At 59.3% G+C, this 23,969-nt stretch carries 24 protein-coding genes; 5 read left to right on the top strand and 19 right to left on the bottom strand.

The window, feature by feature from the left end:
• Nucleotides 1-12: 12 nt before the first annotated feature.
• The 12 genes from tolA to FRT59_RS23030 form a co-directional block, all read right to left on the bottom strand.
• Nucleotides 13-1,086: a cell envelope integrity protein TolA gene (gene tolA, locus FRT59_RS23085; protein WP_034115767.1), complete on the bottom strand. Its 1,074-nt coding sequence runs from the start codon at nucleotides 1,084-1,086 to the stop codon at nucleotides 13-15.
• Nucleotides 1,086-1,538 (bottom strand): protein TolR, encoded by a 453-nt coding sequence (tolR, locus tag FRT59_RS23080; protein ID WP_161793227.1) that lies wholly within the window; start codon nucleotides 1,536-1,538, stop codon nucleotides 1,086-1,088. The genes tolA and tolR overlap by 1 nt, the downstream gene beginning before the upstream one ends.
• A gap of 23 nt (nucleotides 1,539-1,561) precedes the next feature.
• Nucleotides 1,562-2,257 carry a protein TolQ gene (gene tolQ, locus FRT59_RS23075; RefSeq protein ID WP_034115768.1) on the bottom strand — a complete coding sequence of 232 codons (696 nt, stop codon included), beginning with the start codon at nucleotides 2,255-2,257 and terminating at the stop codon, nucleotides 1,562-1,564.
• 1 nt (nucleotide 2,258) lies between these two features.
• A complete protein-coding gene (ybgC, locus tag FRT59_RS23070) occupies nucleotides 2,259-2,714 on the bottom strand; it encodes a tol-pal system-associated acyl-CoA thioesterase (RefSeq protein ID WP_043049114.1) in 456 nt (151 codons plus the stop codon).
• 138 nt (nucleotides 2,715-2,852) lie between these two features.
• On the bottom strand, nucleotides 2,853-3,911 hold the full coding sequence (gene ruvB / locus FRT59_RS23065; RefSeq protein WP_005790907.1) for a Holliday junction branch migration DNA helicase RuvB: 1,059 nt from the start codon (nucleotides 3,909-3,911) through the stop codon (nucleotides 2,853-2,855).
• Complete coding sequence (ruvA, locus tag FRT59_RS23060) at nucleotides 3,912-4,523, bottom strand: Holliday junction branch migration protein RuvA (RefSeq protein ID WP_003175802.1); 612 nt, start codon at nucleotides 4,521-4,523, stop codon at nucleotides 3,912-3,914. It lies immediately after the preceding gene.
• Between the two features lie 68 nt (nucleotides 4,524-4,591).
• Nucleotides 4,592-5,116, bottom strand: a complete 525-nt coding sequence (gene ruvC, locus FRT59_RS23055; RefSeq protein WP_024077147.1) for a crossover junction endodeoxyribonuclease RuvC — start codon at nucleotides 5,114-5,116, stop codon at nucleotides 4,592-4,594.
• A gap of 130 nt (nucleotides 5,117-5,246) precedes the next feature.
• A complete protein-coding gene (locus FRT59_RS23050; RefSeq protein ID WP_034115771.1) occupies nucleotides 5,247-5,993 on the bottom strand; it encodes a YebC/PmpR family DNA-binding transcriptional regulator in 747 nt (248 codons plus the stop codon).
• 136 nt (nucleotides 5,994-6,129) lie between these two features.
• On the bottom strand, nucleotides 6,130-7,905 hold the full coding sequence (gene aspS / locus FRT59_RS23045; RefSeq protein WP_153839084.1) for an aspartate--tRNA ligase: 1,776 nt from the start codon (nucleotides 7,903-7,905) through the stop codon (nucleotides 6,130-6,132).
• A 107-nt stretch (nucleotides 7,906-8,012) separates the two neighbouring features.
• Complete coding sequence (locus FRT59_RS23040) at nucleotides 8,013-8,234, bottom strand: FmdB family zinc ribbon protein (protein ID WP_003193872.1); 222 nt, start codon at nucleotides 8,232-8,234, stop codon at nucleotides 8,013-8,015.
• A gap of 169 nt (nucleotides 8,235-8,403) precedes the next feature.
• Nucleotides 8,404-8,757, bottom strand: coding sequence for a ribbon-helix-helix domain-containing protein (locus FRT59_RS23035; protein ID WP_034115773.1), 354 nt, complete (start codon nucleotides 8,755-8,757; stop codon nucleotides 8,404-8,406).
• Nucleotides 8,758-8,938: 181 nt separating this feature from the next.
• A complete protein-coding gene (locus tag FRT59_RS23030; RefSeq protein WP_003193874.1) occupies nucleotides 8,939-9,412 on the bottom strand; it encodes a Dps family protein in 474 nt (157 codons plus the stop codon).
• 428 nt (nucleotides 9,413-9,840) lie between these two features.
• On the opposite strand from FRT59_RS23030, the gene FRT59_RS27405 reads away from it, so the two are divergent.
• Nucleotides 9,841-10,443 (top strand): cold-shock protein, encoded by a 603-nt coding sequence (locus tag FRT59_RS27405; RefSeq protein WP_005790922.1) that lies wholly within the window; start codon nucleotides 9,841-9,843, stop codon nucleotides 10,441-10,443.
• 72 nt (nucleotides 10,444-10,515) lie between these two features.
• Here FRT59_RS27405 and FRT59_RS23020 read toward each other — a convergent pair whose 3' ends face one another.
• Nucleotides 10,516-10,722 (bottom strand): SlyX family protein, encoded by a 207-nt coding sequence (locus FRT59_RS23020; RefSeq protein ID WP_003193876.1) that lies wholly within the window; start codon nucleotides 10,720-10,722, stop codon nucleotides 10,516-10,518.
• Nucleotides 10,723-10,725: 3 nt separating this feature from the next.
• Complete coding sequence (locus FRT59_RS23015) at nucleotides 10,726-11,151, bottom strand: HIT domain-containing protein (protein ID WP_198809829.1); 426 nt, start codon at nucleotides 11,149-11,151, stop codon at nucleotides 10,726-10,728.
• A gap of 744 nt (nucleotides 11,152-11,895) precedes the next feature.
• Between FRT59_RS23015 and FRT59_RS23010 the strand changes: the two genes are divergently transcribed.
• Nucleotides 11,896-13,191 (top strand): OprD family porin, encoded by a 1,296-nt coding sequence (locus FRT59_RS23010; RefSeq protein ID WP_153872474.1) that lies wholly within the window; start codon nucleotides 11,896-11,898, stop codon nucleotides 13,189-13,191.
• A gap of 182 nt (nucleotides 13,192-13,373) precedes the next feature.
• On the opposite strand, the gene FRT59_RS23005 is transcribed toward FRT59_RS23010, so the two are convergent.
• Entirely contained in the window at nucleotides 13,374-14,216 is an 843-nt protein-coding gene (locus FRT59_RS23005; RefSeq protein WP_034115776.1) for a mechanosensitive ion channel family protein, read from the bottom strand.
• A gap of 136 nt (nucleotides 14,217-14,352) precedes the next feature.
• Complete coding sequence (locus FRT59_RS23000; RefSeq protein WP_034115777.1) at nucleotides 14,353-14,838, bottom strand: YajQ family cyclic di-GMP-binding protein; 486 nt, start codon at nucleotides 14,836-14,838, stop codon at nucleotides 14,353-14,355.
• Nucleotides 14,839-14,961: 123 nt separating this feature from the next.
• Between FRT59_RS23000 and FRT59_RS22995 the strand changes: the two genes are divergently transcribed.
• The 3 genes from FRT59_RS22995 to FRT59_RS22985 are packed head-to-tail and all read left to right on the top strand — an operon-like array spanning nucleotide 14,962 to nucleotide 18,543.
• Nucleotides 14,962-15,879: a putative 2-dehydropantoate 2-reductase gene (locus tag FRT59_RS22995; protein ID WP_153872473.1), complete on the top strand. Its 918-nt coding sequence runs from the start codon at nucleotides 14,962-14,964 to the stop codon at nucleotides 15,877-15,879.
• A 46-nt stretch (nucleotides 15,880-15,925) separates the two neighbouring features.
• Entirely contained in the window at nucleotides 15,926-17,962 is a 2,037-nt protein-coding gene (locus tag FRT59_RS22990; protein WP_034115779.1) for a sensor histidine kinase, read from the top strand.
• A 2-nt stretch (nucleotides 17,963-17,964) separates the two neighbouring features.
• Nucleotides 17,965-18,543 (top strand): cob(I)yrinic acid a,c-diamide adenosyltransferase, encoded by a 579-nt coding sequence (locus tag FRT59_RS22985; protein WP_034115780.1) that lies wholly within the window; start codon nucleotides 17,965-17,967, stop codon nucleotides 18,541-18,543.
• Between the two features lie 129 nt (nucleotides 18,544-18,672).
• Here FRT59_RS22985 and FRT59_RS22980 read toward each other — a convergent pair whose 3' ends face one another.
• The 3 genes from FRT59_RS22980 to secA all read right to left on the bottom strand — a co-directional run bounded on the left by FRT59_RS22980 (nucleotide 18,673) and on the right by secA (nucleotide 23,714).
• Complete coding sequence (locus tag FRT59_RS22980; RefSeq protein ID WP_198809830.1) at nucleotides 18,673-19,617, bottom strand: Nudix family hydrolase; 945 nt, start codon at nucleotides 19,615-19,617, stop codon at nucleotides 18,673-18,675.
• A 19-nt stretch (nucleotides 19,618-19,636) separates the two neighbouring features.
• A complete protein-coding gene (gene argJ / locus FRT59_RS22975; RefSeq protein WP_153872471.1) occupies nucleotides 19,637-20,854 on the bottom strand; it encodes a bifunctional glutamate N-acetyltransferase/amino-acid acetyltransferase ArgJ in 1,218 nt (405 codons plus the stop codon).
• A gap of 124 nt (nucleotides 20,855-20,978) precedes the next feature.
• Entirely contained in the window at nucleotides 20,979-23,714 is a 2,736-nt protein-coding gene (gene secA / locus FRT59_RS22970; protein ID WP_034115783.1) for a preprotein translocase subunit SecA, read from the bottom strand.
• Nucleotides 23,715-23,969 lie beyond the last annotated feature (255 nt).

Below are 23,969 nucleotides of genomic sequence, written 5' to 3'. Positions count from 1 at the left end.
GAAGAAGGTTTCTCACAAGGCTAGATCCTCAGGTGTGAATGTCATCTTGAATGAACGATAGGGAGCGAAGTCACTTGGTTTCATTCCCTGCATCTCGGTCAACCGGCCAATATTCTTGACCGCGGCAACCGCCGAACTGTCGAACGAACCGTCACCACTGGACTTGGCCACGCTGACCGAAGTCACCGTACCGTCCGGCAACATGCCGATCTGCAGCACTACTGTCATGCCTTTACGTGCCGAAGGTGGACGTGTCCAACCTTCCGCTGCCCGTGCCCGAATCAGGTCGTCGAAACTGCCCGCGACTTCATCACCACGCTCATCGGCCAAGGCTTGCTGACGTTGCGGCGTGTCGGAAAGCAAATCTGCCAGGGCCTGGGCCTTTTTCTCTTCGGCGGATTTGCGCGCTGCTTCCTGGGCCTTTTTCTTGGAGGCGTCGGCGGCAGCTTTCTTCTTCGCGTCGTCGGCGACTTTCTTCTTCGCCTCGTCTGCTTCAGCTTTTTTCTTGGCGTCTTCGGCGGCTTTCTTCTTCGCGTCTTCGACTATCTTTTTCTTGGCTTCTTCAGCGGCCTTTTTCTTGGCCTCTTCTTCGGCAGCCTTTTTGGCTTCTTCTTCAGATTTCTTCTTGGCTATATCAGCCAATTGTTTCTCTTCGGCCTTTTTCGCTTCGGCAGCTTTCTCGGCTTTCTTGGCTTCATCAGCCTTTTTCGCTTCGTCGGCTTTCTTCGCTTCGTCAGCCTTTTTCGATTCCTCGGCCTTTTGAGCCGCCTCTTCTTTCTTTTGTTCCGCAGCAGCCTTCACCGCTTCCTGCTCGACCTTCTTCTGTTCCATCTGCTCGACTTCAGTCTGGCGCGCAGCCGACTTCTGGGCCTCACCCGCAATCTTCTGATTGGTCTGGGTGGTGGCCTGGCTTTTCGATTTCAGCTGATACAGGGTCGCCTGCACGATCGGCTTGGCTGGCGGCAGGTCCGGGGTCATGGCAAAGCTGACGAACAGCATGCCGAACACCAGGACGTGCAGGGCTATTGCCCACACGCCAGGCCAGAAGTAGCTTTCCGAGGCGGACGGCTCTCGCTGTTGCTGCATCAGGGCGCCTCGGTAATCAAGCCAACGTTACCGACGCCGGCCTTCTGCAGCCCGCCCATGGCGCCCATGACGGAGCCGTAGTCGACCGATTTGTCGCCGCGGATAAATACCTGGGTGTGCTTGCCGCCTTCGTTGCCGGAGCGAATGATCTTGGTCACCGCATCGGTCATCGCCGGCAAGGTCAGGGCCTTGTCCTGCTGCTTCTGCGTGTCGACTTCGCTGCCAAGGTTCCAGTAGTAGGTCTTGTCAGCCTTGATCGAAATGGTCAGGACCTGAGTGTTGTTGTCCTGCGGCAAGGCTTCACTGGAAACCTTGGGCAGATCAACCTTCACGCCCTGGTTGAGCATCGGCGCGGTCACCATGAAGATGACCAGCAGCACCAGCATCACGTCGATGTAGGGCACTACGTTCATCTCGGCGACCGGCTTGCGCTTTTTGCGAGCTCGAGCGATTAAAGCCATTGGGAATTACCTGCTTATTCTTCGCTGGTGTGCACTTTACGGTGCAGGATCGCCTGGAATTCATCGGCGAAGGTGTAGTAACGGCCGATCAACGTTTCGCTGGTTGCAGCAAAACGGTTGTAGGCGATTACTGCGGGGATAGCGGCGAACAGGCCGATCGCGGTGGCGATCAGGGCTTCGGCAATACCCGGGGCCACGGTGGCCAGTGTGGCTTGCTGGGCCTGGGCCAGGCCGCGGAAGGAGTTCATGATCCCCCACACAGTGCCGAACAGACCGATGTACGGGCTGACGGAGCCTACGGTGGCAAGGAACGGCAGGCTCTGTTCCAGCTTCTCTTCTTCACGGGAGATAGCCACGCGCATGGCACGCGCTACGCCTTCCATCACCGCTTCCGGGTCAACCCCAGGCTGCTGGCGCAGGCGGGAGAATTCCTTGAAGCCGGCACGGAAGATCTGCTCGACGCCCGAGTCCGGGTCCGGGTTGCTACCGGCCTGGCGGTACAGCTTGGACAGGTCGATACCCGACCAGAAGCGCTCTTCGAAGCTCTCCAGGGCACGTCGACCGGCGCGCAGCAGGTTGCTGCGCTGAAAAATCATGACCCAAGAGGTAACCGATGCGGCTACCAGGGTCAGCATGACCAGTTGAACCACGATACTGGCATTGCTGACCAGGCTCCACATGGAGGAATGGTCGACGACGGTAGGTTCCACGCTAAATCTCCTGCTTTGATTGTTGACCCGCGCCGCTCACGGCAGCAAAGGCCGCACGTAGAGTTTCGGGAATGGCCCGAGGTTTCAAGCTGTTGGTGCGCACACACGCCACCAGGAACTGCCCCTCACAGAGCAGCGTTGCATCCGTGGCCCGCCTGACCTGCTGTTTGAAACGCAGGCTGGCACGGTTCAATTCGATTACTTCAGCGCTGACCAGCAGCTCGTCGTCCAGTCGCGCCGGTGCGTGGTAACGCGCCTCGCTGGAATGCACGACGAATAACAGGTCCTCCCCTGCCAGCTGGGATTGGGCAAAGCCCAGCTCCCGTAGCCGCTCGGTTCGAGCCCGCTCCATGAACTTGAGGTAATTGACGTAATACACGATGCCGCCAGCATCGGTGTCCTCGTAATAAACGCGACAGCGATGTGCGAACGACTGATCCCCGTTTTGCGCGCGCATACTCTAGTGCTTACTCCTCAGGTTGCCAATTGGCTAGGCAACTGTTTTTTCATTAGCTGAAACATTTGTACTGCCTGAATGACGACGCCAGCCACTAGGACAGCACAAACCTCAGATAAATCGTCTGGCGTGACCTTTTTAATCGTCCACTGCATCAAGGAATTCGTCTACCGCAGGCATCTCCCCCAATCGTGACGGAATGTTTAGCCCAAAGTGCAGATAAGCGTGGCGCGTCACCACCCTGCCCCGCGGTGTACGCATGATGTAGCCCTGCTGGATCAGGTATGGCTCCAGCACGTCCTCGATAGTATGACGCTCTTCACTGATGGCCGCGGCCAGGCTGTCCACGCCGACCGGGCCACCGTCGAACTTCTCGATCATGGTCAAGAGTAGACGCCGATCCTGGTGATCGAAGCCATGCTCGTCCACATCCAGCAGGTTCAGCGCCAGGTCAGCAACCGCCTTGGTGATGTGGCCCTTGGCACGTACCTCGGCAAAGTCGCGCACGCGGCGCAGCAGGCGGTTGGCAATCCGTGGCGTGCCACGGGCGCGGCGGGCGATTTCAAAGGCGCCTTCCGGGTCCAGGGGCAAGCCGAGAATGCTCGCCGAGCGGCTGACGATGGTCGCAAGATCGGCGGTGCTATAGAACTCTAGACGTTGGACAATGCCGAAACGGTCTCGCAGCGGGTTTGTGAGCATGCCCGCACGCGTGGTCGCCCCAACCAGGGTGAACGGCGGCAGGTCGAGCTTGATCGAACGGGCCGCCGGGCCTTCACCGATCATGATGTCGAGCTGGAAGTCCTCCATGGCCGGGTACAGCACTTCCTCGACAATCGGCGACAACCGATGGATCTCGTCGATAAACAGCACATCGTGGGGCTCAAGATTGGTCAGCAGCGCCGCCAAGTCGCCAGGACGCTCCAGCACCGGACCGGAGGTGGACTTGATCGACACGCCCATTTCCTGGGCAATGATATTGGCCAGGGTGGTCTTGCCCAACCCCGGCGGCCCAAAGATCAAGGTGTGGTCCAGGGACTCACTGCGCCCGCGCGCGGCCTGGATGAACAGCTCCATCTGCTCGCGCACGGTAGGCTGGCCGATGTACTCGGCCAGGCTCAGGGGGCGGATGGCCCGGTCCTGGACTTCTTCGCGGTCACGCGGGCCGGTGGCCGCGATCAGACGGTCAGCTTCAATCACTTAAATCATTCCCTTCAGGGCTCGGCGGATCATGTCTTCGCTGCTCAGGTTCTTGTCCTTGATGGCCGATACCGCCTTGCTGGCCTCTTGGGGCTTGTAGCCCAGGGAGATCAACGCACTGACCGCATCGCTTTCGGCACTGGCGACCTGGCCTGCCGGCATATCCGGCTGGTTCGGCACCAGGGCAAACATGCTCGGCACCACCTCCCAGGCTTTGAAACGGTCCTTGAGCTCTACCAACAGGCGCTCGGCGGTCTTCTTGCCCACGCCCGGCACCTTGGTCAGGGCCGAAGTGTCCTGGGCAGAAACGGCACGTACCAGTTCATCCACTTCCAGGCTCGACATCAGCGCCAGGGCCAATTTCGGCCCCACGCCATTGAGACGGATCAGCTCGCGGAAGAAATCGCGATCACGCTTGCCGATGAAACCATAGAGCAGTTGCGCGTCTTCGCGCACTACCAAATGCGTGTGCAAGGTTATCGGCTCACCGACCGAGGGCAAGCGATACAAGGTGGTCATGGGCACTTCAAGCTCATAACCCAATCCATTCACATCCAGAATCAGGTGCGGCGGCTGTTTCTCAGCCAGGGTGCCGCGCAAGCGTCCAATCACGGTTCAGATCCTTAAAGCTTGGGGGTCAGATCAGGGCCTGACCGCAACTAACAATTGCGCTGATGCTATCAGAGACGCAGCCGCCCGCCACGACTACGTGCGGTGCCCAAGCCGTGAGGCAACAGGCTGGAGCGGGTGTGTGCATGGCAAATGGCAATGGCCAGGGCGTCGGAGGCGTCGATCTGCGGTTTTGAGGTGAGTTTGAGCATGTGCATGACCATCATCTGCACCTGCTCCTTGTTGGCCGCGCCGGTGCCGACAACCGCCTGTTTGACCTGGGTCGCGGTGTACTCAGCGATCTCCATGCCCTCCTCGGCACCTGCCACGATCGCCGCGCCACGGGCCTGGCCAAGCTTCAACGCCGAGTCGGCGTTCTTGGCCATGAACACCTTTTCGATGCCCATGGTGACCGGGCCATAGGTCTGAATGACTTCACGTACGCCGCGATAGACGATTTGCAAACGCTCGGCTAATTCACCCGCGCCGGTGCGGATACAGCCCGAGGCCACGTAAACACAGCCGCGCGGGGTGTGTTGCACCACGCCAAAACCGGTGATGCGCGAACCGGGGTCGATACCTAGGATTAAAGTCATAACGCCTGCGGTTTGGATAAACACATTTTTTGATACACCGAGAATCCAATGTGGGAAGGGGGCTTGTGTGGGAGGGGGCTTGCACCCTCCCACACAAGCCCCCTTCCCACATTTGGACCTACATCGTTCTTCAGGCTAGCTGTTCGGCTACGTCTTCCGGGATGTCGGCATTCGAATAAACATTCTGCACATCATCCAGGTCTTCAAGCATATCCAGCATCTTCAACACCTTCTGCGCACCCTCAAGGTCCAGCTCGGCACTGGTGGTCGGCAGCATCACGATTTCAGCGTCGGTACCTTTGAACCCGGCGGCTTCCAGGGCGTTACGCACCGCGTAGAAGCCGGCAAACGAGGTAAACACATCGATGGAACCGTCTTCGTTGGTCACCACGTCGTCGGCATCCGCCTCCATCGCCGCTTCCATAAGCGCGTCTTCATCGGTGCCAGGCGCGAAGGAAATCTGGCCCTTGCGCTCGAACAGGTAGGCCACCGAACCATCCGTGCCAAGGTTGCCACCGCACTTGCTGAACGCATGGCGCACGGCTGCGGCGGTGCGGTTGCGGTTGTCGGTCATGCACTCGACCATCACCGCCACGCCGCCCGGGCCGTAGCCTTCGTAGGTCAGCTCGACCATGTCGTCGGTATCGGCCGCGCCGGCACCACGGGCCACAGCGCGGTCAATGATGTCGCGGCTCATGTTGGCGCCCAGTGCCTTGTCCAGCGCCAGACGCAGACGCGGGTTGGAGCCTGGGTCACCGCCACCCTGGCGGGCAGCGACGGTCAGTTCGCGAATCCACTTGGTGAATATCTTGCCCTTCTTGGCATCCTGACGCTCTTTGCGGTGCTTGATGTTCGCCCACTTGGAATGGCCAGCCATAACACAACTCCGAAATTCTCTAGAAACCTTATCAATCCCGCCCCAGGCAGGATTTCCTTCTTTTAAACGCAAAGGCGCATCCGAAGATGCGCCTTTTTGACTGCGTACAACCTTATCGCGCTTTCACGCTGCAGCCTTACTCAGCCTTCGGCGTCTCGCGCAGACGGATGTGCAGCTCGCGCAGCGCCTTGGCATCCACCACACCCGGAGCCTGGGTCATGACGTCCGCAGCGCTCTGGGTTTTCGGGAAGGCAATCACTTCACGGATCGACTGGGCGCCGGTCATCAGCATGACCAGACGGTCCAGGCCGAACGCCAGGCCACCGTGTGGCGGTGCGCCGTACTTCAGGGCATCGAGCAGGAAGCCGAACTTCTCTTCCTGTTCCGCTTCGTTGATGCCCAGGAGGCGGAACACCGCCTGTTGCATCTCTTTGCGGTGGATACGGATCGAGCCGCCACCCAGCTCAGTACCGTTCAACACCATGTCGTAGGCACGGGACAACGCGCCTGCCGGGTTGGCTTCCAGCTCTTGCGGGGAGCACTTCGGTGCGGTGAACGGGTGGTGCAAGGCGCTGAAGCTGCCGTCGTCGTTCTCTTCGAACATCGGGAAGTCGACGACCCACATCGGTGCCCATTCGCAGGTCAGCAGGTTCAAGTCGTGGCCGAGCTTGATGCGCAGCGCGCCCAGGGCTTCGCTGACGATCTTGGCCTTGTCGGCGCCGAAGAACACGATGTCGCCGTCAACTGCACCGACGCGGTCGAGGATCGCGTTCAGGTTGTCCAGTGGAATGTTCTTCACGATCGGCGATTGCAGACCGTCAACGCCATTGGCGCGCTCGTTGACCTTGATGTACGCCAGGCCCTTGGCACCGTAGATGCCAACGAACTTGGTGTAGTCGTCGATCTGCTTGCGCGGCATGCTCGCGCCGCCAGGCACGCGCAGGGCGGCGATGCGGCATTTAGGGTCGTTGGCCGGGCCGCTGAACACCTTAAAGTCGACTTCCTTGAGCTGGTCGGCCACGTCCACCAGTTCCAGCGGGTTACGCAGGTCGGGCTTGTCGGAACCGTAGCGGCGCATGGCTTCTTCGAAGGTCATGTGCGGGAATTCGCCGAACTCCAGGTCCAGCACTTCCTTGAACAGGTTGCGGATCATTTGTTCGGTCAGGCCCATGATCTCTTTTTCATCGAGGAAACTGGTCTCGATGTCGATCTGGGTGAATTCAGGCTGGCGATCCGCACGCAGGTCTTCGTCACGGAAGCACTTGGCGATCTGGTAGTAACGGTCGAAGCCGGCCACCATCAGCAGTTGCTTGAACAGCTGCGGCGATTGCGGCAAGGCGAAGAAGCTGCCGGCGTGGGTACGGCTAGGCACCAGGTAGTCACGCGCGCCTTCCGGAGTCGCCCGGGTAAGGATTGGCGTTTCGACGTCAAGGAAGCCGTTCTCATCGAGGAAGCGGCGGATGCTGGTGGTCATGCGCGAACGCAGGCGCAGCTTCTCGGCCATTTCCGGACGACGCAGGTCCAGGAAGCGGTAGCGCAGGCGGGTTTCTTCGCCCACGTCGGAGTATTCGTTGAGTGGGAACGGCGGGGTTTCCGATTCGTTCAGCACTTCCAGCTCGTAGCCCAGCACTTCGATACCGCCGGACGCCATGTTCTTGTTCACAGCACCGGCCGGGCGCAGGCGCACCTTGCCGGTGATTTTCACGACGTATTCGCTACGCACGCGGTCGGCGGCGGCGAAGCTCTCGGCGCGGTCCGGGTCGAACACCACCTGGGCCAGACCATCACGATCACGGATATCGAGGAAGATCACCCCGCCGTGGTCGCGGCGACGGTGAACCCATCCGCAAAGGGTGATTTCCTGACCTTCCAGGGTCTCGTTCAGTTGGCCGCAATAGTGGCTGCGCATCATGGTCGTGGTTTCACTTCTCGTAATTCGAAATTCGGTGGAGGCCTGCCTCGTCACCGTACAGTTAAGCAGGAGACGGATAATGCAGGAGCCTGCGCGTAGAGTTCAACTCAGTCTGCTTTGTCGCCGCCCGCCAGGTTCTTCTTGGCGCCGGTCTTGAAATCGGTCTCGTACCAGCCGCTGCCGCTCAGGCGGAAGCCCGGCATGGACAACATCTTCTTCAACTCAGGTGCCTGGCAGGCAGGGCAATCGACCAGCGGTGCTGCGCTGATCTTCTGAATGGCTTCCAACTGGTGACCACAGGAAGCGCATTGATAGTCGTACATGGGCATGGAGATGTCTCGGCGATCAGATCGTTACAGCGCCACGCCCTGCCCTGTGCATAAAGCCCGGCATGCGCAGCAAAGCGCGGGATTATATCTGGTAAATCAAGGCAGCGCAGCCGGCTTTCTGCCCCAGGCCCGGCCCGCGGGGATGAAGGGCCGGCCCCAAAGCCTGCGCCTATTGCACAAGCGTGTCCGCAGACGTGAGGGCGGCGCGATCTTTTAGCACATGCACCACGCACACCACCCTCACCAACCCACTGAAGTTCTTGACGCCCCCGTAGCGCAAATGCACTTCCCTATCGACATAAGACAACAACGCACTGACTGAACAGGTATTGATCCTGGCGATCTCCGTCAGGATGTTCCAATAGATCTGTTCAAGCCGCAGACAGGTGGAAAACCCGTTGAGCCTGACCGACCGGGACAATGGCTTGGCCATCCCCATGTCAAACCCTTTATCAAAGGGGTCGATCTTTATCTTGTGAAAACCACAGGTTTCCATCACTCCCTTACCCACTCCACGTGACATACACCTGACACTCCATTGCCAAACAGCAGCCAATGGGCTTCTCCCATTGGGCGATGGGTCTATAAAACAGCAGGAGGCGCGGAGCAGCCAGAAGACGGGGAGTTGTTAGTCGTAGGACAACTCTAGGAAGCGCAGGGAAATAAGCAGGCAGCGCCCAAAAGGCGCCGCCCGGGTTCGGCAGTTACTGGTTTTCAAGCAGGGAACGCAACATCCACGCGGTTTTTTCGTGGACCTGCATACGCTGGGTCAACAGGTCCGCCGTCGGTTCATCGCTGACCTTGTCGAGCAGCGGGAAAATGCCTCGCGCGGTACGCGTGACCGCTTCCTGGCCGGCGACCAGTTGCTTGATCATCTCTTCGGCGCTCGGCACACCCTCCTCTTCCTTTATCGAAGACAGGCGGGCGTAAATCGAATAGGCGCCCGGTGCCGGGAAACCCAGGGCACGGATGCGCTCGGCGATGGAGTCCACTGCCAGCGCCAGTTCGTTGTACTGCTCCTCGAACATCAAGTGCAGCGTACGGAACATGGGGCCAGTGACGTTCCAATGGAAGTTGTGGGTCTTCAGATACAGAACATAGGTATCGGACAGCAGCCGCGAGAGTCCGTCGACGATGGATTTACGGTCTTCTTCACTGATACCAATATCGATTGCCATGTTTTTCCCCTTCAATTGACGAGCATTCATTGATCAGGTGCAGGACCACTCTAGCAAGAGAGCGAGCCCCTTGCAGCCCGACACACCCAGGCAGCATGCGGCAAATCGCCCTCGCACCACCCGCAGACGTGAATTGGCAAGCCTTTCTACCCGTAGGAAGAGTCTCCAGCATGCCACTCAAAAAACCTGCACCTGTCTAGGACAAGCGTTTGCCGCAGAAATGCCGTGCCCGACGCAACACCTCGAAATGCTTGATTTGAGTAGGCACAGCCTTTGCTGTTAAATAGACGGCGTGTGGCTGCCGTTTATTTCTGCGGCACGCCACATAGGCTGATACCCGCGTACGTGCCCAACGCCTCCCATTGTTCAGAAGCGAACCGTGCCGGTCAGCTCTTCCTTGTGATCCGTCTTAACGTGAGTTAATCAAAATGTTGAAAATCGTCCACCTGCTAACGGGCGTTGCAGCGTTGCTGCTGTCCTTTATCCCGAGCCTGCAGCCTGAAAGCCTGCCCTACCTGCAACAACACGACGCTCTGTACCTGGCCTTGTTCGGCCTTCTTAACCTGACGCTCGCACCGGTAATCCCTTACTGGAACAAAGGCACGCGTCATCAACTGCAAAACCTGGTCAGTGCGCTGCTGGTGCTGACTGTTGTCGTACAAACCCTCACCCTCCTGGCGCCCATGCCTGAAGTCGGTGGCCACCCGGCCATCCTGCTCAGCCTGGTGATTGCTGTGGTCGCCATCGTTCTTCATTTGGCCATCAGCTTCTACCGTTCGTCCCCTGCGGCCGCGTCGCAAAACTACGACATGACCAACCGGGATACCGGGACCGTCAAGTGGTTCAACACCTCCAAAGGCTTCGGCTTCATTTCCCGCGATTCGGGCGACGATATCTTCGTCCACTTCCGGGCTATCCGTGGCGAAGGCCACCGCGTCCTGGTCGAAGGCCAGCGCGTGGAGTTCTCGGTGATGAACCGCGACAAGGGCCTGCAAGCCGAAGATGTAATCGCTGCCCTGCCGCGTCGCTGACCCCAGCCTTCGCTGCAAAAAAAACCGCAATCCAGCGTTGGCTGGATCGCGGTTTTTTATTGCCTGCACCTTTCAATAGTGCGGCGGTGGCGCTTCTTCTTCGGATGACTCGAACTGGCCGCCCATTTCTTCCTGGCGCTTGAGCAATGCGGTCATTTGCAATTGCAGGCGCTCAACCGCCCGTTGCTGGGCGACCAGTATGTCATTGAGTGTCTCGATGGTGTCGTCCTGGAAGGCCAGGCGGCTCTCCAGGTCGGTGACGCGCTCTTGCAGGTCCATGGTTCAGTCCTGGGTAAAGATAAAGTCGGCAGGCAACAGCTCACGCATACGGGCGCGAATCGCCGCCACTTGCTCGTCGGTATAAGGCCGGGCTGGGTGCTTGCCCCACACCGGCGCCGGCCAGGCGGCGTCGTCACGCCTGCGTACGATCACATGCACATGCAACTGGCTGACGACGTTGCCCAGCGCACCGATGTTCATCTTATCGGCGGCCAACCCGTCGTTAAGCAACTGCGCCAGGGCCGTGGTTTCTTTCCACAACGTTTGTTGAGCGGCGACATCCAGTTGAAACACTTCGCTGATACCGTCGATGCGCGGTACCAGGATGAACCAGGGGTAGTTCGAGTCATTGGACAGCAGCAGGCGACAGAGCGGGAAGTCCCCAATGGCCAAGGTGTCTTGTTGCAGGCGTTGATCTAGGGCGAACACGTGGGCACTCCGTTCGGCAGGTCGGTTTCAGGCGCCCAGCATACCTTCGAATGCCCAAGGCTTCACGGCGAATACGGGGAGCCTTGAGGCAACCGGTAAAAAAAACGCACCCTTTAGAGGCAGGCAAATATTTGAACTACGCTAGGCCGGGCTTCAACGGGCCGCACCAAAATGACCCACTTATGCGTCAAAGGGCTCCCCCGACTACCCACTGATGAGGGTGAACCGGTAACGTTTTGCCCAGGTGCAGGTTTTGTGTACGACCGGTCAGGTGTAACACACGGGCGTCAAGCCCGAACCAAATGGCGTAAAAAGCCCGTGCTTATGCGGTTTTTACACTCCCGTAACGCTTTTCACGAAAAAATGACATTCGGTTGGCGGTTTGTGCACGCTTGTTGCATTCACCACCGTATCGTCGGCAACGGCACCCGTTTGGAAGCAGGTGTTTCGCGATAAAAAACAGCAGCGATTCAGTGCGTATCAAGGAAGAGTTCAAACTTTGAAAGAAGTAGGAAAAGAGCATTGAAGTTGTCAGCCTGGTTACATTCAGGCTGTGAATTTGCGACATGGATCTAGCGATTTACGACAGCCTCGTAAAGAAGCTGAAAGGAAAGATGGGCAAGTATCGTCATTAGAGTCTGCGTGATATAACTTTGCGCCGACACAAATAAAGAAAGAGCCGCCCAGATAAAAATACAGGTGGGACGGCAGTTACTCTTCCTAAAACCAAAGGAGCAAATCACGATGCGCGTGATGAAGTGGAGCATGATCGCCCTGGCTGTTTCAGCAGGCACCTCGCAGTTCGCAATGGCGTCCGCCCAAGATGATTCCAAGGGCTTCATTGAAGACAGTACCGCCAGCATTCTGACGCGTACCCTGTACTTCAGCCGCGACTACCGTAACAACGACACAGGCCCGAGCCGTCGTGAAGAAACCGGTCTCGGTTTCCACGGCCTGTTCAGTTCGGGCTACACCCAAGGCACCATCGGTGTCGGTGTAGATGTCATCGGCTTGATGGGCATCAAACTGGACAGCGGCAAGGGCCGCGCCGGCACTGGGCTGTTCCCTAACGGCTCCGATGGTCGCGCTCAGGATGAGTACTCAAAGGGTGGCGCCGCGGTGAAATTCCGCATTTCCAACACCGTGCTCAAAGTCGGTGATCAATACACCACCGCACCGGTGTTTGCCTCGGATGACAGCCGTTTGCTCCCGGAACTGCCGCAGGGCATCTCCATCACCAGCAACGAAATCAAAGATCTGAAACTGGAGGCCGGTCACTTCACCTCGATTGTGGCGCAGGACCAGACCTACAGGGACAGTATCGGCAGCTCAGAGCCAGGTTCAAACCGCGGCCTGCGAGACGCCAACTTCGTGGGCGGTGTATACGCTTGGAGCCCGGAGTTCACCACCAGCCTCTACTACTCGAAAGTGGAAGACTACTGGAGAAAGCTCTACGCCAACGTGAACTGGACTCACGCGCTGAGCGATGACCAATCCGTGGCTGTCGACTTCAACATCTACGACACCAAGAGCGACGGCGCTGGTCTGGTACGTGCTGACAAGGACAGTACTACCAAGCTCGACAACCGCGCGTTCAGCTTGCAAGGCGCGTACACCATTGGCGCCCACACCTTCACCCTGGCAGCCCAGAAGGTCAGCGGCGACGGCCAGTACGGCTACGGCGTAGACGGCGGCGGAACGATTTTCCTGGCCAACTCCATCGCCCGTTCCGACTTCAACGCTGAAGGTGAGAAGTCCTTTCAAGCTCGCTACGACATCAACATGGCGACCTTTGGTATTCCTGGCCTGAGCTTCATGACTCGTTACGTAACGGGTAGCGGCGCCAACACCAACCTCACTAGCAACGGCAAAGAGTGGGAGCGTGATATCGAGGCTAAATACGTAATCCAGAGCGGTGCGGCAAAAGATCTGAGCCTGCGCCTGCGTCAAGCGACTTATCGCTCGTCTGATAACGTGTACGGATCGCCGTCCCTGGACGAACTGCGTCTGATCGCGCAATACCCGCTGAACATCTTGTAATTACCCATTTAATTACGAAGATGACTTAAGGCTTCGGCTTTAAACAAAAAAGCCGCTCCTGTGTTCAAACAGGGAGTGGCTTTTTTATTGCAGTTTTATTTCACTGGAAAAATAACTAGCAAGCTAACTAACGAGAGCATTGAACCTGACCTTTCGGCCAAGTTCGATAGCGTCACGTCAAATTATTTTGTGACACTTTCCTGCATCACGCGAATAACCCGCTGCGGAAACGGAATATCAATCCCGGCAGCTTTCAAACGGTCACGCGCCAGTTCATTAAACATAAACATTACGTCCCAATAATCCGGGGTATTGGTCCAGCAGCGCAGGGAAACAGTGATGGAGCTGTCGCCCAAGGTCGAAACCACCGCCACTGGCGCAGGGTCTGCCAGCACGCGCGGGTCTTTGGCCAACTCCAGCAGGACTTCGCGGGCCTTCTGCAGGTCTGCCTCGTAATCCACACCTACATCAAACACCACCTTGCGGGTCGGCTGGCGATTGGTGTTGGTGATGATGCCGTTGGACAGGATGCCGTTGGGCACGATTACTGTCTTGTTGTCACCGGTGCGGATCACCGTGTGAAAGATCTGAATGCTATCGACCGTACCGGAAGTACCCTGGGCTTCGATCCAGTCACCAATGCGGAACGGGCGGAACAGCAGAATCAACACGCCACCGGCGAAGTTGGCCAGGCTGCCCTGCAATGCCAGGCCAATGGCCAGGGTTGCGGCACCGATAGCGGCGACGAATGAGGTGGTTGCCACACCGATCATTGAGGCTACGCTGACAATCAGCATGACCTTCAGCGCGATATTTGCCAGGCTGGTGATGAAATGTTGCAGCGCCAGGTCGGCATTGCGGATAGCCAGCAAACGCCCCACTCGGTGGGTCAACACGTTGATCAGCCACCAGCCAATGGCCAGGGTGATGACGGCCAGCAATACCCGGCTGCCGTATTCCATGATCATCGGGATCCACGACTGGGAGGTCTTGATCAGGTGATCCATTTCAGCGTTCAAATCCATCTACATTCTCCTGTTTACCGGATGTGCGGCTTTTTTGAGTACCCACTAACGCAATCGAGCCCCGCAGGGCTCAAGAGTAGGCGTAAGTTCTGGGGCGTGGGACGTCAAAAACGCCCACAGGTTCCCCAAAGTGCCATCAGTCGCGGAAGTTATTGAACTGCAGCGGCATGTCGAAGGTCTTGGCACGCAGGGCCGCAATGGCGTCTTGCAGGTCGTCGCGCTTCTTGCCGGTGACACGAACCTGTTCGCCCTGGATGGCGGCCTGGACTTTCAGCTTGGCATCCTTGATATGCGCGACGATCTTCTTCGCCAGCTCCTTGTCGATACCTTCCTTGAGCACGGCTTCCTGCTTCATCAGTTTGCCGGAGGCGTAGGCGTCCTTGACTTCAAGGCACTGCACGTCGATCTTGCGCTTGACCAGCGCCAGCTTGAGGATCTCGATCATCGCTTCCAGCTGGAAATCGGCTTCAGCGGTCAGGTTGACGGTCAGTTCCTTTTCCTTGAATTCGAAGCTGCCCTTGCCTTTCAAGTCATAGCGACGGTCCAGCTCCTTGACGGCGTTCTCGACGGCGTTGGTGACTTCGTGTTTGTCCAGTTCGGATACCACGTCGAACGAAGGCATGTCATTTCTCCAATATAAGGGGCGGGCTCAGTAGAGATGGAGCGCGCCCGAGCTAAAATGCCGAGGCATTATAGCGGTTCTTTCGCCCCGTTCACTGTGAGCGACCCTACGGAGCACAAACTGATGTCGACCCCCTGGCATATTCTCGGCGCTGGCAGCCTGGGCACCCTCTGGGCCACACGGCTGGCGCGTGCGGGCGTGCCCGTCAGGCTGATCCTGCGCAATGACGCGCGCCTGGCCAGCTATCGAGCCGGCCAAGGGCTGACCCTGGTAGAGCACGGCGTGGAACATACCTATGCGGTGATCGGCGAAACACCTGAAAGCCCCGAGCCGATTCATCGCCTGCTGGTGGCGTGCAAAGCCTACGATGCCCAAAGCGCTATCGCCCAGTTGCAACATCGGCTGGCACCGGACGCCGAACTGATCCTGCTGCAAAACGGCTTGGGCAGCCAGGACGCAGTGGCTGCGCAAGTGCCGTCAGCCCGCTGCATCTATGCCTCCAGCACCGAAGGCGCGTTCCGCGATGGCGATTGGCGGGTCGTGTTTGCCGGCCACGGTTACACCTGGCTGGGAGACGCGGGCCATCCCACACCAGTGCTGTGGCTGGACGACCTGCAAGCGGCCGGCATTCCTCACGAATGGGCGACCGATATCCTTACGCGCCTGTGGCGCAAGCTGGCGCTCAATTGCGCCATCAACCCGCTGACCGTGCTCTACCAGTGCCGCAATGGTGGCTTGCAAGCCCATCAGTGTGAAGTGGCAACCTTGTGCGCCGAATTGGCCGAGCTGCTGGAATACTGCGGCCAGCCCGCGGCCGCAGAGGATCTGCACGCTGAAGTGGAGCGCGTGATCCAGGCCACCGCGGCCAATTACTCCTCCATGTACCAGGACGTCGCCAACGCCCGACGCACCGAAATCAGTTACCTGCTGGGCTACGCTTGCCAGGCGGCGGCCCGCCACCAGTTGGTCTTGCCACATCTGCAACAGTTGCAGGCGCGGCTGGTCGAGCATTTGCTCGCACGCGGATTGGCCAGCGACTGAGGCACGCGCTACCCTGCCTACCTGTCTATCACCTGGGAAAACCCTGATGCCACTGCGCCAGCGTCTTGAAAATCTACCGGTAGGGCAGAAACTGCTGGCGGCCTTGCTGGTGCTATTGACCACCGTATTACTGGTGGCCAACCTGACGTTTATCAGCGCCGCCTACTGGATCTCCCAGGAAAGCATGGCGCCCCAGGCATTGCAGGCGATTGGCCGACTGGTGTCCAACCCGTCGCTCGCCGCCGAGGCCCTCGAATCCCCAGCCAAGGCCGAAGCGCTGCTCAATGAACTGACCAGTTATTCCCCACTGCGTGCCGCCGCCCTGTACGACGGCGAAGGCAACCGCCTGGCGCAGCTGCAGCACGGCGACCGCCTGCACCTGCCGGACAACTACCGGCATATCGAGGCCTGGCGCGTCACCGAGTTTCGCAGCAACCAGGTCATCACCCTGCCCCGTGGCGCCCAGCCTTCCGGGCATTTGTTACTGGTGGCCAGCAGTGAACTGCCGGTGGCTTTCTATACCGGCACGCTGACCGCAAGCCTGGGCATCCTGATTTTCAGTGTGTTGCTATGGCTGGTCATCGCCCGGCAGATCAAGCGCCTGATCACGCGCCCCATCCATGAACTGGAAGAACTGTCCCGCCAGGTGACCCGCGAAGAGAACTACGCCCTGCGCGCCGGGCGTGGCAACCATGACGAAATCGGCAGCCTGGCCGAAGCCTTCAACACGATGTTGTCGCGCATCGAGGCCCGCGAGCAGCAGCTCAAGCGTGCGCGTGACGACTCCCAGGCCGCTTACGACCAGGCCCAGGGGTTGGCCGAAGAAACCCGGCATACCAACCGCAAGCTGGAACTGGAAGTCCAGGTGCGCAGCAAGATCGAGAAAAAGCTCACCGGTTTCCAGAACTACCTCAACAGCATTATCGACTCGATGCCCTCGGCGCTGATCGCTCTGGACGAGCAGCTCTATGTCACCCAGTGGAACCAGGAAGCCACCGCCCTTTCCGGTACGCGTCTGGACGAAGCCCTGAATCAGCCGATTTTCCTCGCCTTCCAGCCGCTCAAGCCGTACCTGCCGCAAATCAAGGCCACGGTGGAGCAGCACACGGTGGAACGGATCGAGCGGGTCACCTGGGTCAAGGACGACGAGCCCAAGCATTACGCGCTGACGTTCTACCCGTTGATGGGCGGTGCCGGGCGCGGCGTGGTGATCCGTATCGACGACATCACCCAGCGCCTGTCCCTGGAAGAGATGATGGTGCAGTCGGAAAAAATGCTCTCCGTCGGCGGCCTCGCCGCCGGTATGGCCCACGAGATCAACAACCCACTGGGCGCGATCCTGCATAACGTGCAGAACATCCGCCGCCGCCTGTCCCCGGACCTGCCCAAGAACCTGGAGCTTGCCGAGCAGGTGGGCATCGAGCTGGATACAGTCAATCGTTACCTGCAAGGCCGCGAAGTCCCACAGTTGCTCGACGGCATTCAGCAGGCCGGTGCACGTGCGGCGAAAATCGTCACCCATATGCTCAGTTTCAGCCGTCGCAGTAATCGCCAGATGGCCCCCTGCGATTTGCCGGCCCTGATCGACCAGGCCGTGGAAATCGCCGGCAACGACTTCGACCTGACCATCGGTTTCGATTTCAAGGGCCAAGCGATCATCCGCCAGTTTGACCCGCAACTGGGCCCGGTGCCCGGCACCGCCAACGAGCTGGAGCAAGTGCTGCTCAACCTGCTGAAGAATGCCGCCCAAGCCATCCACCTGCGTGACGACGACAGCGAGCCGGGGCGCATTATTCTGCGCACCCGCCTCAACCCGCCGTGGGCAGAAATCCAGGTGGAAGACAACGGCATCGGCATGAGCGAAAACGTGCGCAAGCGCACCTTCGAACCGTTCTTCACCACCAAGGAAATCGGCCAGGGCACCGGGCTTGGGCTGTCGGTGTCGTATTTCATTATTACCAACAACCACAAGGGCCAGATGGAAGTGCATTCCACCCTGGGCCAAGGCACCTGCTTTACCTTGCGTCTGCCCCTGGCCGGCAGCCAATTGTCCCCCGCAGAACTTACCCAACTGGAGCACTGACCATGGGCTTTCGCCTGTCGAAGATCTACACCCGTACCGGCGACAAGGGCGAAACCGGCCTCGGCGACGGCCGCCGCGTGCCCAAGGACCACCCGCGCGTGGAGGCGATTGGCGAGGTAGATACGCTTAACAGCCAATTGGGCCTGTTGCTGGCCAACCTGGAAGAGCAAAGCGGCAAGCACCCGGCGCTGATGGACGTGATTGAGGTGCTCACACCGTGCCAACATCGTTTGTTCGACCTGGGCGGTGAGCTGGCGATGCCGGTGTACAAGGCGTTGAATGCAGCGGAAGTGGATCGGCTGGAAGCGGCGATTGATCGCTGGAACGAAGAAGTCGGGCCGTTGGAGAACTTCATCCTACCCGGTGGCTCAGCCTTGATTGCCCAAGCCCATGTGTGCCGCAGCCTGGCGCGCAGTGCTGAGCGGCGCTGTCAGCAGTTGAATACGGTGGAGCCGTTGGAAGGCGTGGGGTTGGCGTATATCAATCGGTTGTCGGATTTGCTGTTTGTGGCGGCCAGGGTGATTGCCCGGCGCCAAGGTGTTGCTGAAGTGTTATGGCAGGCCGCTGCCAAGCCACACTGACATTTCCCAGGGGACTGACGGGGCCTCATCGGGAGCAAGCCCCCTCCCACATTCAGACCACATTCCAAAGTTGGAACTCGGTCGAATGTGGGAGGGGGCTTGCTCCCGATAGGGCCCGTCAGAACACCATCAAACCTGCGGCCAGAACGCCCTGATACCTGCCACACCCTGGGCCCCAGCCTCCCAAGCCTTCTCCCGCTGCGCAGGCCCAACCCCGCCCAACAGGAAAACTGGTTTGCTGAACCCGCGAATCAACTCCTGCGCCTGCTCCCAACCCAACGGCTGCGCATCCGGATGGGTCTGGGTCGGCTGCACCGGCGACAGCGTGACAAAATCCACGTCCATCATCTCGGCCAGCGCCAGTTCTTCAGCGTTGTGGCAGGACGCGGCCAACCAACGGTCTTTGGGCAGCGGGCGACCCTTGCTGGCGTATTTGCGCAACTGCGCCGAGGTCATGTGCCAGCCGGCGGCAGGGAAATCCCCCAGCCATTCAAACGGCCCCTTGAGCATCAATTGCGCCTTGCCAGCACACAGGCCAACCGCATCCACCGCCAGGTCACGGTATTTGGGGTCATAGCCATTGGGCGCACGCAGTTGAACCAGCTTGATGCCACCGGCGATAGCCTTCTGGATACCACGCAACAGCGTCGGGGCTTCCAGCTCGCCCGGGGTGATCAAATACTCGGCGGGCAAGCGTGCAGCAGCAACAATCGGCGCATTCGCCGCCGGGAACTCATAGTTGACCAAGTCCCGTGGCGTCACCCATTCCAACGGCTGCCCTTCGGCGCCATGGGGCTCGCCGGTAAAGGCCGAGACTTCCCAGACATCCAGCAACACCTGCTTGTCCGGATAATCATGCTGCACCTTGATCAGCGGTCGCGCCGTGGTGACCTGGATGCCCAACTCTTCCTGCAGTTCACGGGACAAGGCCGTGGCGACCGATTCATCGGCCTCCACCTTGCCCCCGGGAAACTCCCAGAGGCCGCCTTGATGCTGGGTATCGGCACGGCGCGCCAGCAGGATCCTGCCGTCGACACCGCGGATCACCGCTGCTGCTACATGCACTCGTTTCACCGCCAGTTTCCTCTTGGTATCAGGTACGGTATTCCGCATTGATCTTCACGTATTCGTGGGACAGGTCCGTGGTCCAGATGGTTTCGCTGCACGCGCCACGACCCAATTCGATGCGGATGGTGATTTCTTCCTGCTGCATGACCGCCGAGCCCTGGGCCTCGGTGTAGGTTTCGGCGCGAGCACCACCGCTGGCGATGCACACGTCGCCGAGGAACACGTCGATCTTGCTCACGTCCAGGTCCGGCACGCCGGCACGGCCAACCGCTGCCAGGATACGGCCCCAGTTCGGGTCCGACGCAAACAGCGCGGTCTTGATCAACGGCGAGTGAGCCACGGTGTAGCCCACGTCCAGGCATTCCTGGTGGTTGGCGCCGCCGTTGACTTCAACAGTGACGAACTTGGTCGCGCCCTCGCCGTCCCGCACGATGGCCTGGGCTACGTCCATGCACACTTCAAATACTGCCTGCTTCAACGCCGCGAACAGCGGGCCGCTGGCTTCGGTGATGGGCGGCAGGCTGGCCTGGCCGGTAGCGATCAGCATGCAGCAGTCGTTGGTCGAGGTGTCGCCATCGATGGTGATGCGGTTGAACGACTTGTTGGCAGCGTCCAGGATCAGGCTGTGCAGCACCTCGCGCGAGACTTTGGCGTCGGTGGCGATATAGCCGAGCATGGTGGCCATGTTCGGGCGGATCATGCCCGCGCCCTTGCTGATGCCGGTTACGGTAACCGTCACGCCGTCGTGCACAAACTGGCGGCTCGCACCTTTGGGCAAGGTGTCGGTGGTCATGATGCCAGTGGCCGCAGCCGCCCAGTTATCCACAGACAGGTCATCCAACGCAGCTTGCAAAGCGCCTTCGATTTTTTCCACCGGCAGCGGCTCGCCGATCACGCCGGTGGAGTATGGCAGCACTTGGCTGGCGTCCACGCCGGTCAGTTGGGCCAGCTTGGCGCAGGTGCGCGCAGCAGCCACCAGGCCTGGCTCGCCGGTGCCGGCGTTGGCATTGCCGGTGTTGGTCAGCAGGTAACGGATCGTGCCGGCCACACGTTGCTTGGCCAGGATCACCGGCGCAGCGCAGAAAGCGTTGAGGGTGAACACACCGGCAACGGTCGAGCCTTCGGCACAGCGCATCACTACCACATCCTTACGCCCCGGGCGCTTGATGCCGGCCGAAGCGATACCGAGCTCAAAACCGGCAACCGGGTGCAATGTGGGCAAAGGACCAAGACCAACAGCCATGAATGCGCTCCTTAAAAATAGGTGATGTCTGTGCCGTCGTTATCGACGGTGGGAATTAATGGCAAAACGCCGCGACGGCTAATGCCGGTCGCGGCGCGGGGTGTTGCAGCGTCAGGCGAAAATCTTAGTTGATTTCGCCGTGGCAGTGTTTGAACTTCTTGCCCGAACCGCACCAGCACAGTTCGTTACGGCCCAGCTTCTGATCGTTGCGAACCGGGGTTTGGGCCAGGGCCACATCGACCTCTTCGCCCAACACCTCAGGCGCTTCCAGGCCCGGTGCTTCGTCATGCTGGAATTGCAGGCGCGCAGCCAGTGCCTCGGCTTCCTGACGCAGGCGAGCTTCTTCTTCGATCGGGTCTTCGCGACGCACCTGAACGTGGGACAGCACACGGATCGAATCGCGCTTGATCGAATCCAGCAGTTCGGAGAACAGCGTGAACGACTCGCGCTTGTACTCCTGCTTCGGGTTCTTCTGGGCGTAGCCACGCAAGTGGATGCCGTGACGCAGGTGATCCATGGTCGACAGGTGGTCTTTCCACAGGTCATCCAGCACGCGCAGCACGATTTGCTTCTCGAAGGTGCGCAGTGCTTCGGCACTCGCCTGCTCTTCTTTCTCGTTGTACGCGGCCAGCAGTTCGGCCATCAGTTTTTCGCGCAGGGTTTCTTCGTACAGGTGGTCGTCTTCGTCCAGCCATTGCTGAACCGGCAGGTCAACACCGAAATCGCTCTTCAGTGCCGCTTCCAGGCCGGCGACATCCCACTGCTCAGGCAGGGACTGTGGCGGGATGTGGGCGCTGACGGTGGCATTCAGCACGTCCTGACGGAAATCAGCGATGGTCTCGCCAATATTGTCGGCGGCCAGCAACGTGTTACGCATGTGATAGATCACTTTACGCTGTTCGTTGTTGACGTCATCGAACTCGAGCAGTTGCTTACGAATGTCGAAGTTACGGCCTTCGACCTTGCGCTGGGCCTTTTCGATGGCGTTGGTCACCATGCGGTGTTCAATCGCTTCACCGGACTGCATGCCCAGGGCCTTCATGAAGTTCTTCACCCGATCAGAGGCGAAGATACGCATCAGGCTGTCTTCCAGCGACAGGTAGAAACGGCTGGAACCAGCGTCACCCTGGCGACCGGCACGACCACGCAACTGGTTGTCGATACGACGCGATTCGTGACGCTCGGACGCGATCACCTGCAAACCACCGGATTCGAGCACGGCCTGGTGGCGTTTCTGCCAGTCAGCCTTGATCTGGGCGATCTGCTCAGGGGTCGGGTTGTCGAGCGAGGCCACTTCCACTTCCCAGTTGCCGCCCAACAGGATGTCGGTACCACGACCGGCCATGTTGGTGGCGATGGTCAGTGCGCCTGGGCGACCGGCCTGGGCGATGATCTCGGCTTCTTTTTCGTGGAACTTGGCGTTGAGTACTTTGTGCTCGATGCCTTCCTTGTTGAGCAGGTTGGACACGTGCTCGGAAGTCTCGATGGTGGCGGTACCCACCAGGATCGGACGGCCCTGGGCGATGCCGTCCTTGATGTCATTGATGATTGCCGCGTATTTCTCTTCGGCAGTCAGGAACACCAGGTCGTTGAAGTCTTTGCGCGCCAACGGCTTGTTCGGCGGAATGACCATCACGGCCAGGTTGTAGATCTGGTGGAATTCGAACGCTTCGGTGTCGGCCGTACCGGTCATGCCGGACAGTTTGTTGTACAGACGGAAGTAGTTCTGGAAGGTCGTGGACGCCAACGTCTGGCTTTCGGCCTGGATGTTGAGCCCTTCCTTGGCTTCGATGGCCTGGTGCAGGCCTTCGGACAGACGGCGACCCGGCATGGTACGGCCGGTGTGTTCGTCAACCAGTACGACCTGGCCGTCCTGGACGATGTACTCGACGTTGCGATGGAACAGCTTGTGGGCGCGCAGGCCGGCATACACGTGGGTCAACAGGCCCAGGTTGTGCGCCGAGTACAGGCTTTCACCCTCGGCCAGCTCGCCGATCTGGGTCAGCATCTCTTCGACGAACTGGTGACCGGCTTCGTTGAGTTCGACCTGGCGGGTCTTCTCGTCGATGCTGAAGTGGCCTTCTTTGGTCACCACGCCTTCCACTTCCTCGATGTGCTGCTCCAGGCGCGGGATCAACTTGTTGATCTCGGTGTACAGGCGCGAGCTGTCTTCGGCCTGGCCGGAGATGATCAGTGGGGTACGGGCTTCGTCGATGAGGATGGAGTCGACTTCGTCGATCACGGCAAAATTGAGTTCGCGCTGGAATTTCTCTTCCATGCTGAACGCCATGTTGTCGCGCAGGTAGTCGAAACCGAATTCGTTGTTGGTGCCGTAGGTGATGTCGGCAGCGTAGGCGGCGCGCTTCTCTTCCGGCGGCTGGAACGGCGTTACCACGCCGACGGTCAGGCCGAGGAATTCATACAGCGGGCGCATCCAGTTGGCGTCCCGGCGAGCCAGGTAGTCGTTCACCGTCACAACGTGCACGCCCTTGCCGGACAGTGCGTTGAGGTAAACGCCCAGGGTTGCCACCAGGGTCTTGCCTTCACCGGTACGCATTTCGGCAATCATGCCTTCATGCAAGGTCATGCCGCCGATCAACTGCACGTCGAAGTGGCGCATGCCCATGACACGCTTACCGGCTTCACGGGCGACCGCAAAGGCTTCAGGGAGCAGCTTGTCGAGGGTTTCACCTTTGGCTATGCGGGCCTTGAACTCTTCGGTCTTGGCGCGCAATTGCTCGTCCGACAGAGCAACCATCTGCTCTTCGAAGGCATTGACCAGCTGCACCGTCTTGAGCATGCGTTTGACTTCGCGCTCATTCTTGCTTCCAAAAAGTTTCTTTAACAAAGGCGCAAACATATCGGCAGGTTCTTCCACACATAGGGATGGAGGGCGCACCGTCAGTGGCCCGAGCAGCCCTCACGGCCGCATGCGAACGCGCATTCTACCCGGAATCGTGGGTGAGGAAAGTGGCGTTGTTCCCCGATGCTGGCATGGGCCTGTGAGAGGGCTTGTTTAAAATAAGGGCTTTTGCTGGAACTTCAACCCATGAGGTGCAGAAGTTACCTATTGATTTCACGAGAAAAGCTCCGTAGATGCATGGCCTCGGGGTGT

This window comes from Pseudomonas haemolytica (assembly GCF_009659625.1).
Classification (GTDB): domain Bacteria; phylum Pseudomonadota; class Gammaproteobacteria; order Pseudomonadales; family Pseudomonadaceae; genus Aquipseudomonas; species Aquipseudomonas haemolytica.
This window is presented reverse-complemented; position numbering and strand designations above follow the sequence as displayed.